Source organism: Microbacterium sp. UFMG61, from assembly GCF_015354505.1.
Taxonomy (GTDB): Bacteria; Actinomycetota; Actinomycetes; order Actinomycetales; family Microbacteriaceae; genus Microbacterium.
In genome coordinates, this window is sequence record NZ_JACAFP010000005.1 from 180,989 (window position 1) to 194,231 (window position 13,243).

Genomic DNA, 13,243 nt, shown 5'->3' on the forward strand with positions numbered 1-13,243 from the left:
CTCACCGCCTCACAGCTCGTCGGCGCCCGGAGTCGTCGGTTCCCTCTCCCAGATGGCCCCGCCCTCGACTCGGCGCCACTGCTGACGGGGACCCTCCCATTCGCGCGCGGCATCGGTGAGCCACATCGTGGAATCGGGCGCCCACCCGGCGATCACGGTCGCACGCTCGTCGTCGACATCGATCAGCCGCGTGGCTGCCGAGAGGTATCCGAGGGTCGTGAGATGCACGGCATCCCACCGCTGCGCGACGCTCTCCCAATCAGGGATGACCCATCGGCCGTCGCGACCCGTGACCCAGAACCAATCGTGGCGACGCGAGGCGGTCACATCCATCGGGTACTCGCGGCACAGCTCGGCCCAGTCCTCGCCCGACGACACCTCGAGAATCCGCCCCGCCCCACGGACGGGGATGATGGTCGCCACCTCCCAGCCGAGGGAATCCTCGACGTACTGGAGCGCGTCCAGCACCCGCGCTCTCGTGGTGAGGAGCTCCCCCGGGAGCGACCACCAGGTCCCCGAAGCCCCGGCACGGGGGTCCGCAGTCCGATCGATGATCGACCGCCTCTCGTTCGCCTGCTGCTCGGCGGTCCACCTCGCGAGAACCGCAGCCGGGTCGCGCTCGATCGGCGCGCTGTCCGACTCGGGGCGCCAGTCGACCGCCCACTGCGTCGTCGTGAACGGCGCACTCAGTTCCGGCATCGCCGCGACCAGCCGCTCGGCGACGGGGCGCAGAGCCTCTCTCACCCGCGGCAGTGCGGCCACGAGGTCCGCTCCGTCCGCGTGCTGCCAGTACCGGGCGTGGTCGACCGATTCGCCCATGGCATCCCTCACCGCATCTTCAGAGATCGGCGCCGTCAGATCGGAACGGAGGATGAGGTCGGCGACCTCGGCCTCGGTGACGGTGGGATCCTCGACATCGTCGCCACCCTCGACGCCGAAGCGGATGATCGTCCCCGGATTCGGATCGAGCTGGTGACCGAGCCAGAACACGGCCGACCTCACGGCATCGTCGGCACCGACCACGACGGAGAGGCACAGGCGACGTCCTCGAGGTCCTCTCAGGAGTTCGTCGGAGATGGTCATGGTGAACGTCGGGTACCGGAAATGCTCAGACGCTGGATGACCCGGACGCGCTGATCGCGGCCCGCGCGACGTCGATGACATGCATCACGCCGACGACGTCATCGTGCGTGTGCACCGGGGACTCCACTCGCCCTTCGGACACATAGGAGGCGAGAGCTGTCGCCTGATATCCGAGCCCGTCGTGCACGGCCTCGAACCGGTTGTCCGTGAACGAGGCCGTCTCAGACGATCCGAACCCGCCGATGGTCACGCTGATCGACGAGGGGCCGAAGAACGGGCTGCCGATCTCGATGCGGCCGCGCGAGCCGAGCACCGCAGCCTTCACGGGGAGCGCGGTCTGCAGAGAGGTGCTGGCGAACGCCCGCGCGCCCGAGGCGTATGACATCAGCACATCGGCGCTGACATCCACTCCCCCGGGGCCGCTGTCTCCTCTGGCCACGATCTCGGCCGGAGCGCCGAGGACCGACGATGCGAAGGAGATCGGATAGACCCCGGCATCGAGCAGGGCGCCCCCACCGAGCGCCGGATCCCAGAGCCGGTGCTCCGGCAGGTAGGGCATCGTGAAGCCGAAGTCGGCAGTGACGAGCCGCACGTCGCCGATCGCGCCGTCGGCGAGAACCTTCCGCATCACGTCGGACTGCGGCAGATACCTGGTCCACATCGCCTCCATGACGAGCACCCCTGCAGCGCGACCGGCATCCGTGATCTCGCGCGCCTCATCGGCCGACATCGCGATCGGCTTCTCGATGAGCACGTGCTTGCCTGCGGCGATCGCAGCGAGCGCCTGTTCGCGGTGCAGCGGATGCGGCGTGGCGACATAGACGACGTCGATCTCGGGGTCGGCGACGAGCGCCTCGATGCTCGGCAGCACCCGCGCGATGCCGTGCTCGGCGGCGAACGCCTCGGTCTTGACTCGGTCTCGCGCCGTGACCGCGACCGCGCGCTGCTCGGTGTGCGCGTGGATCGCATGCACGAACTTCCCGGCGATGCCCGTGCCGATCACGCCCCACCGGAGCGCGGGGACGGCGGTCGGGTCCGGCAGCGACGGGGAAGGGAGCGTCAGCGACATCGATGAGCCTTTCGAGAATCGAGGGATGCCACCAGCGTAGACATCGCCTACTCTCACGCCGCCCGCGGGCTCAGCGCGTCGCGAGGCCCGCGAGCATCTCCAGCACGCAGAGGGCGGCGAGCCGCACCGTGCGCAGGTCGTCGGTGTCGGCCGTCGCATCGACCTCGGCGATATCCGCACTGACCACCCGAGGGTCGGCGACGATCGAGCGCACGAGAGCGCGAAGCTCCCACGCGGCGAACCCTCCGGGGACGCTCGCCGGACAGCCGGGCGCTGCAGCCCGGTCGGCGGCGTCGACGTCGACATCGAGATGGATGCGGGAGGCGGCGCCCGCTCCCGCGATCGCCATCGCCTCGGTGACGACCTCGGCGATGCCCCGGCGCCGCACCTCATCGAGCGTGATGACCCGGATGCCCCAGTCAGCGGCCCGCGCCGCATAGGCCGCCGAGTTCGCGAAGTCGGCGATGCCGATCTGCACGATCCGCGTCGGGTCGATGCGCTCGCCGTCAGGGGCGTCTTCGATGAGACGCCGCACAGGCGAGCCGTTCGACACGCCGTCGCGCAGATCGAAGTGCGCATCGATCGTGATCAGCCCGGTGGCCCCGGCTCCCCGCGCGACCGGGTAGGTCAGCGCGTTGTCGCCGCCGAGAGCGATCACGAGACGAGCGGATTCGGCGAGCTCGTGCACACGCCCGACCGTCGCCGCGATGCCGGCTTCACCGTCGGGCTCCGCCACATCCCCGGCATCGAGCACGCGCAGCGCCTCGGCGAGATCGACGACGGGCGGGCCCATCAGCGTGGCGCTGTAGCGGGTCAGCGCCTCACGGATCGCGGCGGGCGTCGCGTGAGCGCCGGTCGGCGACAGCGAGGTGCGCCAGGTCGGAATGCCGATCAGCACGGCATCCGCGTCATCCCCCGCGGCGAACGCGGGCCAGGATCCGGCGCGCGGCCAAAGCTCATCGTGCGACAGAGCCATAATTCTCCGTTCCTCGTGCCTCGTCGGATGCCGCGAAGACCGCGACCCCGTCCTTCCACACCCGATCGACGAGGGGCACTCCGGGCCGATACGCCAGGTGGATGCGCGTCGGCGCTTTCAGCAGAACCAGATCTGCCCGCGCGCCCGGAGCGATCACGCCGACATCGTCACGACGCAGCGCCCGCGCTCCCCCGGCGGTCGCCGACCAGACAGCCTCGGCAGGGGTCATGCCCATGTCGCGCACCGCGATCGCGATGCAGAACGGCATCGACGATGTGAAGCTCGACCCGGGGTTCGTGTCGCAGGCGATCGCCACGGTGACACCCGCGTCGATCAGTCGACGCGCGTCGGGATACGGCTGCCTGGTCGAGAACTCGACGCCGGGCAGGAGAGTGAGCACGGTGTCGGAGGCGGCGAGCGCTGCGATGTCGTCATCGGTCAGGTAGGTGCCGTGATCGATCGACGCCGCGCCGAGCTCGACCGCGAGACGCGCCCCGTCGCCCGGACCGAGCTGGCTCGCGTGCACTCGGGGCAGGAGACCCTTCGCTATTCCTGCCTCGAGCACCCGCCGCGACTGCGCGACCGAGAACGCTCCGGTCTCGCAGAACACGTCGACCCACTTCGCATGCGGAGCGCACGCGTCGAGCATCGGGCCCGTCACCAGCTCGACATACTCGTCGGCACGGTCGACGTACTCGACCGGAACGACGTGCGCACCGAGGAATGTGACCTCCGGCGTGACCTCGGCGGCCAGTCGCACGAGGCGCTGTTCATCCAGGACGCTCAGTCCGTAACCGCTCTTGATCTCGACCGTCGTGGTGCCCTGCGCGAGCATCTCGTCCACGAATTCCCGCAGGCGTTCACGCAGCTGGCCATCGCTCGCCGCTCGCGTCTCCGCGACGGTCGAGCGGATGCCGCCCGCGGCATACTTCTGACCGGCCATCCGCGCCTCGAACTCGGACGCACGATCACCGCCGAACACGAGGTGGCTGTGGCTGTCGACGAACCCCGGGACGACCGCGTGACCACCGGCATCGATGATCTCGTCGGCATCGGGTGCGGCATCCACCGATCCGACCCAGGCGATCCGTCCGCCCTCGATCAGCACAGCGGCATCGCGCAGCGTGCCGAAGCGGTCTCCCTCAGGAGAGGCGACGTTGGTCGTCAACTCGCCGATGTTCGTGATCAGCGTGGCGCTCACAGCATCGGCACCTTCAGGCCGCGCTCGCGAGCGATCTCGCGCGCATGCTCGTATCCGGCGTCGACGTGTCGCATGACTCCGGTGCCGGGGTCATTGGTCAGCACGCGCTCGAGCTTCTCGGCGGCGAGCGCCGAACCGTCGGCGACGCTGACCTGACCGGCATGGATCGAGCGGCCGATGCCGACGCCGCCGCCGTGATGCAGAGACACCCACGAGGCACCGGATGCCGTGTTGAGCAGCGCATTCAGCAGGGGCCAGTCGGCGATCGCATCCGAACCGTCCTTCATCGACTCGGTCTCGCGGTACGGCGAGGCGACGGATCCCGAGTCGAGGTGGTCCCGGCCGATCACGATCGGCGCCGACAGCTCACCCGAGGCGACCATCTCGTTGAACTTGAGACCGGCCAGATGACGCTCCTTGTATCCGAGCCAGCAGATGCGCGCGGGCAGACCCTCGAAGTGCACGGTCGAGCCGGCCTTCTCGAGCCAGCGGTGCAGCGGCTTGTCGTCGGGGAAGAGCTCGGCGATCGCCCGGTCGGTCTTGTAGATGTCCTCGGGGTCGCCCGAGAGAGCCGCCCAGCGGAACGGCCCGCGGCCCTCTTCGAACTGGGGACGGATGTATGCCGGCACGAAGCCGGGGAACTCGAAGGCCCGGTCGAAGCCGCCCAGCTGCGCTTCGGCCCGGATCGAGTTGCCGTAATCGAAGACCGCCGCCCCCGCATCCTGGAACGCGACCATCGCGGCGACGTGCTGTGCCATCGACTCGCGCGAGCGGTGGGTGAAGGCCTCAGCATCCCGTTCGGCCTCGGCCTTCCAGTCGGCGACCGAAATGCCCACCGGCAGGTAGGCGAGCGGGTCGTGGGCGCTGGTCTGATCCGTGACGATGTCGATCGGCACACCGCGGCGCAGCAGCTCGGGGAAGACTTCGGCCGCATTGCCGACCACGCCGACCGAGAGGGCCTCTCCCGCCTGCTTCGCGGCGACGACCCGGGCGACGGCCGCGTCGAGGTCGGTCGTGTACTCGTCGAGGTATCCGTGCTCGACCCGGCGCGCGAGGCGCGACTCGTCGACGTCGACGATCAGCACCACGCCGTCGTTGAGGGTCACGGCGAGCGGCTGCGCGCCGCCCATCCCTCCGGCACCGCCGGTGAGGGTCAGCGTGCCCTGGAGCGAGTCCCTGCCCAGTGAGCGCGCGACCGCCGAGAAGGTCTCATAGGTGCCCTGCAGGATGCCCTGGGTGCCGATGTAGATCCACGACCCCGCGGTCATCTGGCCGTACATGATCAGGCCGAGCTCTTCGAGCTTGCGGAACTCGGGCCAAGTGGCCCAGTCGCCCACGAGGTTCGAGTTGGCGATCAGCACGCGGGGCGCCCACTCGTGCGTGCGGAAGACGCCGACCGGTTTGCCCGACTGCACGAGCAGCGTCTCGTCGGGCTCGAGCTCGTCGAGCGTGCGGACGATCGCGTCGTACGCCTCCCAGCTGCGAGCGGCCTTTCCGGTGCCGCCGTACACGACGAGGTCTTCGGGGTGCTCGGCGACCTCGGGGTCGAGGTTGTTCATGAGCATCCGCTTGGCGGCCTCGGCACCCCAGCTCTTGGCGGTGCGCTGGTTGCCGCGGGCGGCGCGGACCACGCGCGGCCCCCGGTTCCCCGAGCCCTCCTGGGTCCCCGAGCCCTCCCGGGTCCCCGAGCCCTCCCGGGTCCCTGAGCTTGTCGAAGGGTCAGTCATGCGCGTGCTCCTTTGCGATGCGGGCGACGGCGCCGGACTGCACGAGTGCGGTCACGGCCTCCATCTCGGGTGAGAGGTAGCGGTCGGGTCCGGGCCCTGCGGCGACGGTGCGGATGAGGTCGCGGACGGCGCCGGTCGCCGGACCCGCCTGCAGCGGTGCGCGCAGGTCGAGCGCGCGGGCCCCGGTGAGGATCTCGATCGCCAGCACACGGCCGAGTCCGTCGATCGCGCGGCGGAGCTTGCGGGCGGCGGCCCAGCCCATCGACACGTGGTCCTCCTGCATCGCCGACGACGGGATCGAGTCGACGGATGCCGGGACGGCGAGGCGCTTGAGCTCGGACACGATGCCGGCTGCGGCGTACTGGGCGATCATCAGACCCGAGTCGACGCCGACCTCATCGGCCAGGAAGGGCGGCAGACCGTGGCTGCGTGCCGGGTCGAGCGCCCGGTCGGTGCGGCGTTCGGCGATCGAGGCCACATCGGCGACCGAGATCGCCAGGAAGTCGAGCACCGCCGCGACCGGTGCTGCGTGGAAGTTGCCGTTCGACTCGATGCGTCCGTCGAGCGTGATGACCGGATTGTCGATCACGCTGGACAGTTCGCGAGCCGCGATGGTCGATGCGTAGCCCATGGTGTCACGCGCGGCGCCGTGCACCTGCGGCGAGCAGCGCAGCGAGTACGCGTCCTGCACGCGGCCGTCCTCCGGGCCCTTGTGGCTGTGCACGATGGGCGAGTCGCCGAGGAACGACCGCAGATTTGCGGCGGACTCCGCCTGCCCCGACTGCGGGCGCAGTGCCATGAGGTCGGCGGCGAAGACCGCATCCGTCCCCAGCTGCGACTCGACCGACATCGCCGCGGCCATGTCGGCCGTGAGCAGCAGGGTCTCGAGGTCATGCAGCGCCAGCACGAGCATCCCGAGCATGCCGTCGGTGCCGTTGATGAGGGCGAGTCCCTCTTTCTCGACGAGCGTGAGCGGCTCGATGCCGGCGGCGGCCAGAGCGTCGGATGCCGGGATGAGCTCGCCGTCCACCGTGCGGACGTCGCCCTCCCCCATCGTCGCGAGGGCGATGTGCGCGAGCGGAGCGAGGTCTCCGGAGCATCCGAGTGATCCGTATTCGCGGACGACCGGCACGATGCCCGCGTTCAGCAGGGCCGCATAGGTCTCGACGACGACCGGGCGCACGCCGGTGCGTCCCGAGGCGAGCGTCTGCAGGCGCAGCAGCTGCAGTCCGCGGACGACCTCGCGCTCGACCTCGGCACCGGTGCCGGCCGCGTGCGAGCGGATGAGGCTCGCCTGCAGCTGCAGCCGTCGGTCGGGAGCGATGAATGTGGTCGCCAGCGCGCCGAAACCGGTCGAGACGCCGTAGTGCGGATGCGGGTCGGCCGCGAGTCCGTCGATCACGCGGCGGGTCTCGGCGACGCGCTCGATCGCTTCGGGACTGATGTCGACGAGGGCGCCGTGCCGGGCGACGGCGACGACATCGGCAGGGCTCAGAGGTGCAGCGCCGACGAGAACGGGGGACGGATCACTCATGTCTCGATTCCACACCTCGGGGGTCGCTTCCGTCAGGGGGTCATGGCATGCTGTGTCTGTGATCCCAGACAAAGCGGTCGGCTCAGCGCACTCCGGCGAACCGCAGGTTCCCGCGGCAGATCAGACCCTGCGCATCCTCCGCTATCTGGCCGGCCGACCGGCACCCGTCGCCGCGTCGGCGATCGCCCGCGAGCTCGCCCTCCCCCGCTCGACCGTCTACCACCTGCTCACGACCCTTGCTGCCCACGGGTTCGTGATGCACCTGCGCGAGGATCGCCGGTGGGGGCTCGGCACCTCGGCGTTCGAGCTCGCGGGCGGCTACTCCCGCCAGCAGCCGCTCGCCCGACTCGGCAGACCGCTGATCGCTGCGCTCTCCGATCGTCTCGGCGAGAGCGCCCACCTCGCGGTCATGAGCGGCGGCGACGTGCTCTACATCGTCGAGGAGCGTGCGCCGCGGCGCCCCGCGCTGGTCACGGACGTCGGAGTGCGGCTGCCCGCGCACCTCACCGCCTCGGGTCGGGCGATGCTCGCGTCGCTCCCCCGTGAGCAGGTGCGCGCCCTCTACCCCAGCGCTTCAGCGTTCCCCGACCGCACGGGCCTGGGTCCGCGCACGCCGAGCGCGCTCCGCGAGGTGCTGCGAGAGGTACGCGCGCGCGGCTACGCGACGGAAGACAGCGAGGTCGCCGACGGCCTGCGGTCGGTCGGCGCCGCCGTGCGCGATCACACGGGCTGGCCGGTGGCGGCCGTCGCGGTCACGTGGGCGGGGTCCGAGCTCAACGAGCAGGTGCTCGCGGATGCCGTGCGCGAGACCGCCGCCGTCCTCGAGTCGCGAGTGGCGCGCTGACCGATCGCTACTCTGTGAGCATGCACTCGCCCCAGATCGTGACATCGCGCGGCCGTCGCCGCTCCCTTGCCGCCGGAACAGCGCTCGGCATCCTTCTCACCGCCACCCTCGCCGGCTGCGCGCCGGAGCCGCCCGTGTCCGCTGCCGACACAGCGGTCCCGACCCCGTCAGCGACACCCACGCCGACTCCCTCAGCCGCCACGGTGGCGGGGTACGACGCGGGACAGTTCCCTCCGGTACCGCTCTTCGTGCTCCCCGATCTCGCTCTGCTCGACACCTCGGCCTCGGCCTTCACGATCGAGGTCAACGACGCGCTGTCCGACATCCCCGGCGTCACCGCCTCCCCCGCGCACTGCGACGCGGGCGGCGGCGTGATCTCCGGCAACGGCACCGCGTACCTGTACGGCGACGGATCGGGCACGTTCACGGGGCCCGACGGCTCGGTGCAGAACTTCGGCGACGGATCGGGGAACTCCACGATCAACGGAGTCACCATCCAGAACTTCGGCGACGGGTCCGGCAACTACAGCGACGGCGCGGTGACGATACAGAACTTCGGCGACGGATCCGGCAACTACACGGACGCCTCCCGCACCGTGCAGATCTTCGGGGACGGATCCGGCAACTACACAGCGGGCACGGTGACCATACAGAACTTCGGCGACGGATCCGGCAACTACACCGACGGCGATGTCACGATCCAGAACTTCGGCGACGGATCCGGCAACTACACGAGCGACACCATCACCATCCAGAACTTCGGCGATGGCACGGCGCTCGTCGACGATGAGATGATCGACGCCGATCCTCTGCCTCCCGTGCCCGAACTCGGCGTCTTCCCGCCTCTCGGCACGCTCGCCCCGGTGGCCTCGTGCGGCACGACTCTCACCTTCGAAGACGGAGTGCTGTTCGACTTCGATCGCAGCGACATCCGCCCCGATGCCGCCGCCACCCTCGACGCGGTGGCCGAGGTCTTCACGACCCTCGACGTCGCCGAGGCGCAGGTCAGCGGCCACACCGACGCCGTCGGATCGGATGCCGAGAATCAGGTGCTGTCCGAGCAGCGAGCCGAGTCCGTGGTGGACGGGCTTCAGGAGCGTGGTGTGACGACTGCCCTCACCGCCGAGGGCTTCGGAGAGAGCCGCCCGGTCGCTGCGAACGAGATCGACGGCGTCGACAATCCGGCCGGCCGCCAGCTGAACCGTCGCGTCGAGATCTTCATCCCTGCCGTTCTCTAGGCGGCGACGGAGAATGAGAAAGGCCCCGGGCGTGAGCCCGGGGCCTTCTTCACGGTGTGGACCTAAGGGGATTCGAACCCCTGACCTCCTCGATGCGAACGAGGCGCGCTACCAACTGCGCCATAGGCCCGTGAACCTCGTCTACGTTATCACGGTCGACGAGGTGTCTGCGTCACCCGGCGGCCCGCTTGGCGAGCAGGTCGCGCACGTGCGCTTCGATCTCGGCATCGTCGACGAACCCCATGCGGGCGTACGGCGACGAGGCTGCGGGAAGCTGCACGGGTGGGGCGGGAGCCATCTGCTCGGCGCGCTCGCGGAGCGCGGCGAGACGAGCGACCTTGCGACGCTCCTCCTGGGCCTCGATCTCGGCGCGGGCGGCCTGCGCCCGTGAACCGGCGACCGACACCAACGGCTCGGGAAGCGGACGCGGAGTCCAGGTCGCGGGACCCTGATCGTGCAGCGCGGGCGCCACACGCGGAGCGGGCGCCGCGACGACCTGAGCGGGCCGTCGCGCGGCGCGCGAGGCGACCGACGCCATGCGCTGCAGCACCACGGTCGCACCGATCGCGAGCGCGCCACCGAGCCAGATCAGAAGTTGCGTCTGCACGACGATCAGCTGCCACACCCCGAGCCCGGCGACGGCGAGGCCGACCAGCAGAAGCGAGGTCGCAGCGACCCGCACGCGTCGGCGCGCACGAGCCTGGCGGATCACCGGATCGGCCCGCGTCGCGGCGAGTTCCTGACGGAGCTTCTCGAGCTCGGCGGACTCTCGTTCCGACTGCACGCGCTTCGCGAGCTTCTGCTGGGCGAGCGCTGTGCGCGCATTCAGTTCGAGGCGCACCTCATCGGGCGTCTCGCTCGTCTCGGCGAGCACGCGGAGCGCCTGATTGAGGCGCACGGCGTTGCGTTCGGCGGCGTCGTACTGGAAGCGTCCGCGCCACGAGGGCAGCAGATAGAGCATCCACAGGAGCACGGCGACGAGCACGATCACTCCCCCGCTCAGCACCGGCCCGTCCATGCTCCCCACGGTACGGGAACAGCGGCGACGACGATGCTCTGCGCGAGCGCGTGTCGCGATGAGTTCTGCGCGCGACGGCGATCAGATGATCATGCGATCCGCAGGGGGGATGGTCGCGGCATCCGGGGGCACCTGCCCGCTCACCCATCGCGCCAGCACACCCTGCGGCACATCCTCACGCGTCAGCGCGAATGCATAGTGGTCGCGCCAGTCGCCGTCGATGTGGATGTACCGGCGCCTCAGCCCTTCGTAGCGGAAGCCGAGCTTCTGCACGATGCGCAGGCTCGCCGCGTTCTCCGGGCGGATGCAGATCTCCATGCGGTGCAGCGCATACTCGGTGAAGCAGGCGTCCGTGGCGAGCGCGACCGCGGTCGGCGTGATCCCCTTACCCGCGAACCGCTCGCTCACCCAGTAGCCGATCGTCGCCGAGCACAGCGAGCCTCGCGCGACTCCCCACACGTTGAGCTGCCCGGCGATCTCGCCCTCGTACTCCATGACGAACGGATATCCCGCACCGTCGCGATACTGCTGCAGCAGTCGTCGGATGCTGAGGCGCATGTCGAAGGACACCGCTCCATACGGGACGGTCGCCTCCCACGGTTGCAGCCATGACCTGTTCGACAGCAACTCGTGCTGCAGCGACCTCGCGTCGCGCGGGCGCACGAGACGAAGCTCGATCGGTCCATGCCGCATCCCCGTCGCCAGTTCCATCCTGCGCGCTCCCGCAGCCGAGACGCCTAGAGGCGTTCTGCGAACTCCTTGAGCCACGGACGCAGCTCAGGACCGAGGTCGTCGCGGTCCGAGGCCAGCTGCACGATCGCCTTGATGTAGTCGACACGGTCACCCGTGTCGTAGCGGCGCCCGCGGAACACCACGCCCACGACGCCGGGACCGTCGGGGTCGGTCGCGAGGACCTGCAGCGCGTCGGTCAGCTGGATCTCGCCGCCCTTGCCCGGCTCCGTGTGCTCGAGCACCTCGAAGATCGAAGCGGGAAGCACGTAGCGGCCGATCACGGCGAGGTTCGACGGAGCGTCTTCGACGGGGGGCTTCTCGACGAGGCCGGTGACCGTGACGGCATCCGAGCCGTCGATCGTCTCGACAGCTGCGGCGCCGTACATGTGGATGCTGGCGGGGTCGACCTCCATGAGCGCGATCACGGCCGCGCCGGTGCGCTCGTGCTCGGCGATCATCTCGGTGAGCAGCGGGTCGCGCGCATCGATGAGGTCGTCGCCGAGAAGCACGGCGAAGGAACTGTCACCCACGTGGGTGCGGGCACGCAGCACCGCGTGTCCGAGCCCCTTGGGCTCCCCCTGACGGACGAAGTGGATGTCGGCCAGGTCGCTCGACTTCATGACGTGCTCGAGGCGACCCATGTCGCCCTTCTCGGTGAGCTTGACCTCGAGCTCGGGCACCGAGTCGAAGTGGTTCGAGATGGCGTTCTTGTTGCGCCCGATGATGACGAGGATGTCATCGATGCCGGCATCCGCCGCCTCTTCGACGACGTACTGGATGGCCGGCTTGTCGACGACAGGCAGCATCTCTTTCGGCATCGCCTTCGTCGCAGGCAGGAACCGCGTTCCCAGTCCTGCGGCAGGAATGACGGCTTTGATCTTCTGATGACCCATTCCGACAGCCTACCCGTGGAGCCGCCGTAGACTCGGAGGCATGGCGAACGACGTCGAGCACGAGAAGCGCGCACTGCGCGCCGAACTCCGCGAGAGACGACAGCTGCTGAGCGAATCGCAGCGCGACGCCCTCGACAGCGCTCTCACCGGCCGACTCGACGACCTCGTAGACTCCCTCGGCGCCCGATCGATCTCGTGCTTCCTGTCGACGACCACGGAACCGGGCACGCGGGACTTCGTGCGCGCGGCGGTGCGCCGCGGCATCCGCGTGCTGCTTCCGGTCACCCGCGCGGACGGGCTGCTCGACTGGGCCGTCGCGACCGACGACGACGAGATCGCCGAGGGCCTCTTCGGCCTCCCCGAGCCGACCGGCGAGCTGCTCGGACCGATCGCCGTGAACGACGTCGACCTCATGATCATCCCGGCAGCCGCCGTCGATCGCGGCGGAATGCGCATGGGCTGGGGCCGCGGCTACTTCGACAAGACCATCGGATCGATGGAGAAGTGCCCGCCGGTGTATGCGGTCATCTATGATTCCGAGGTACTCGACCTCCTGCCGAGGGAAGTGCACGATCAGCCGGTGACCGGCGTCGTGACCCCCACGCAGACCCTTCTCCTGTCGCCGACCCGGCGCTGACCCGACGAGGATCGCAATGCCCACCTATGCCTATGCCTGCCGCGCCTGCGGCCACGCCTTCGACGCCGTGCAGAGTTTCGCCGACGACGCGCTGACCGTCTGCCCCGAGTGCGGCGGCGAGCTGCGCAAGCAGTACGGCTCGATCGGCGTCACCTTCAACGGCTCCGGTTTCTATCGCACCGACTCGCGGGCGGGCTCCGCGGGTTCGTCCTCGACCCCGGCATCATCGAAGTCAGAGTCGACGACGAGCGCGAAGCCCGCGCCCGCTGCGACCTCCGCTTCGTCCTGACG

At 69.7% G+C, this 13,243-nt stretch carries 13 protein-coding genes and 1 tRNA gene; 4 read left to right on the top strand and 10 right to left on the bottom strand.

Translation table 11 applies throughout. The annotated features are described in order from the left end of the window. Positions 1–9: 9 nt before the first annotated feature. From IXW21_RS07625 to hutH, 6 genes are all read right to left on the bottom strand, one after another. Positions 10–1,083, bottom strand: a complete 1,074-nt coding sequence (locus tag IXW21_RS07625; RefSeq protein ID WP_194763663.1) for a hypothetical protein — start codon at positions 1,081–1,083, stop codon at positions 10–12. A gap of 25 nt (positions 1,084–1,108) precedes the next feature. Continuing rightward, a complete protein-coding gene (locus tag IXW21_RS07630) occupies positions 1,109–2,152 on the bottom strand; it encodes a Gfo/Idh/MocA family protein (protein ID WP_194763664.1) in 1,044 nt (347 codons plus the stop codon). A 70-nt stretch (positions 2,153–2,222) separates the two neighbouring features. Continuing rightward, complete coding sequence (locus tag IXW21_RS07635; RefSeq protein ID WP_194763665.1) at positions 2,223–3,128, bottom strand: arginase family protein; 906 nt, start codon at positions 3,126–3,128, stop codon at positions 2,223–2,225. Then, positions 3,109–4,329, bottom strand: coding sequence for an imidazolonepropionase (hutI, locus tag IXW21_RS07640; RefSeq protein ID WP_194763666.1), 1,221 nt, complete (start codon positions 4,327–4,329; stop codon positions 3,109–3,111). Before hutI ends, IXW21_RS07635 begins: the two co-directional genes overlap by 20 nt. Further along, a complete protein-coding gene (hutU, locus tag IXW21_RS07645) occupies positions 4,326–6,056 on the bottom strand; it encodes a urocanate hydratase (RefSeq protein WP_228528287.1) in 1,731 nt (576 codons plus the stop codon). The genes hutI and hutU overlap by 4 nt, the downstream gene beginning before the upstream one ends. Continuing rightward, positions 6,049–7,590 carry a histidine ammonia-lyase gene (gene hutH / locus IXW21_RS07650; protein ID WP_194763667.1) on the bottom strand — a complete coding sequence of 514 codons (1,542 nt, stop codon included), beginning with the start codon at positions 7,588–7,590 and terminating at the stop codon, positions 6,049–6,051. Before hutH ends, hutU begins: the two co-directional genes overlap by 8 nt. A gap of 52 nt (positions 7,591–7,642) precedes the next feature. On the opposite strand from hutH, the gene IXW21_RS07655 reads away from it, so the two are divergent. Both IXW21_RS07655 and IXW21_RS07660 read left to right on the top strand, forming a co-directional pair. Next, positions 7,643–8,434 (top strand): IclR family transcriptional regulator, encoded by a 792-nt coding sequence (locus tag IXW21_RS07655; RefSeq protein WP_323742191.1) that lies wholly within the window; start codon positions 7,643–7,645, stop codon positions 8,432–8,434. A 20-nt stretch (positions 8,435–8,454) separates the two neighbouring features. Next, positions 8,455–9,672 carry an OmpA family protein gene (locus IXW21_RS07660; protein WP_194763669.1) on the top strand — a complete coding sequence of 406 codons (1,218 nt, stop codon included), beginning with the start codon at positions 8,455–8,457 and terminating at the stop codon, positions 9,670–9,672. A gap of 57 nt (positions 9,673–9,729) precedes the next feature. On the opposite strand, the gene IXW21_RS07665 is transcribed toward IXW21_RS07660, so the two are convergent. The 4 genes from IXW21_RS07665 to galU form a co-directional block, all read right to left on the bottom strand. Continuing rightward, positions 9,730–9,802 (bottom strand) — tRNA-Ala (locus IXW21_RS07665). Between the two features lie 42 nt (positions 9,803–9,844). Further along, positions 9,845–10,690 (bottom strand): hypothetical protein, encoded by an 846-nt coding sequence (locus tag IXW21_RS07670; protein ID WP_194763670.1) that lies wholly within the window; start codon positions 10,688–10,690, stop codon positions 9,845–9,847. Between the two features lie 81 nt (positions 10,691–10,771). Then, complete coding sequence (locus IXW21_RS07675) at positions 10,772–11,383, bottom strand: GNAT family N-acetyltransferase (RefSeq protein ID WP_194763785.1); 612 nt, start codon at positions 11,381–11,383, stop codon at positions 10,772–10,774. A 44-nt stretch (positions 11,384–11,427) separates the two neighbouring features. After that, positions 11,428–12,315 (bottom strand): UTP--glucose-1-phosphate uridylyltransferase GalU, encoded by an 888-nt coding sequence (gene galU, locus IXW21_RS07680; RefSeq protein WP_194763671.1) that lies wholly within the window; start codon positions 12,313–12,315, stop codon positions 11,428–11,430. Between the two features lie 40 nt (positions 12,316–12,355). Between galU and IXW21_RS07685 the strand changes: the two genes are divergently transcribed. Together IXW21_RS07685 and IXW21_RS07690 are read left to right on the top strand one after the other, a co-directional pair. Then, positions 12,356–12,952, top strand: a complete 597-nt coding sequence (locus tag IXW21_RS07685; protein WP_194763672.1) for a 5-formyltetrahydrofolate cyclo-ligase — start codon at positions 12,356–12,358, stop codon at positions 12,950–12,952. 16 nt (positions 12,953–12,968) lie between these two features. Beyond that, positions 12,969–13,241, top strand: coding sequence for an FmdB family zinc ribbon protein (locus IXW21_RS07690; protein WP_194763673.1), 273 nt, complete (start codon positions 12,969–12,971; stop codon positions 13,239–13,241). Positions 13,242–13,243 lie beyond the last annotated feature (2 nt).

What these genes read in the sequence shown, in the direction of transcription:
- IXW21_RS07625 (WP_194763663.1), bottom strand. Translation starts at nt 1,083, where the DNA reads ATGACCATCTCCGACGAACTCCTGAGAGGACCTCGAGGACGTCGCCTG.
- IXW21_RS07630 (WP_194763664.1), bottom strand. Translation starts at nt 2,152, where the DNA reads ATGTCGCTGACGCTCCCTTCCCCGTCGCTGCCGGACCCGACCGCCGTC.
- IXW21_RS07635 (WP_194763665.1), bottom strand. Translation starts at nt 3,128, where the DNA reads ATGGCTCTGTCGCACGATGAGCTTTGGCCGCGCGCCGGATCCTGGCCC.
- hutU (WP_228528287.1), bottom strand. Translation starts at nt 6,056, where the DNA reads ATGACTGACCCTTCGACAAGCTCAGGGACCCGGGAGGGCTCGGGGACC.
- hutH (WP_194763667.1), bottom strand. Translation starts at nt 7,590, where the DNA reads ATGAGTGATCCGTCCCCCGTTCTCGTCGGCGCTGCACCTCTGAGCCCT.
- IXW21_RS07660 (WP_194763669.1), top strand. Translation starts at nt 8,455, where the DNA reads ATGCACTCGCCCCAGATCGTGACATCGCGCGGCCGTCGCCGCTCCCTT.
- IXW21_RS07670 (WP_194763670.1), bottom strand. Translation starts at nt 10,690, where the DNA reads ATGGACGGGCCGGTGCTGAGCGGGGGAGTGATCGTGCTCGTCGCCGTG.
- IXW21_RS07675 (WP_194763785.1), bottom strand. Translation starts at nt 11,383, where the DNA reads ATGCGGCATGGACCGATCGAGCTTCGTCTCGTGCGCCCGCGCGACGCG.
- galU (WP_194763671.1), bottom strand. Translation starts at nt 12,315, where the DNA reads ATGGGTCATCAGAAGATCAAAGCCGTCATTCCTGCCGCAGGACTGGGA.
- IXW21_RS07685 (WP_194763672.1), top strand. Translation starts at nt 12,356, where the DNA reads ATGGCGAACGACGTCGAGCACGAGAAGCGCGCACTGCGCGCCGAACTC.
- IXW21_RS07690 (WP_194763673.1), top strand. Translation starts at nt 12,969, where the DNA reads ATGCCCACCTATGCCTATGCCTGCCGCGCCTGCGGCCACGCCTTCGAC.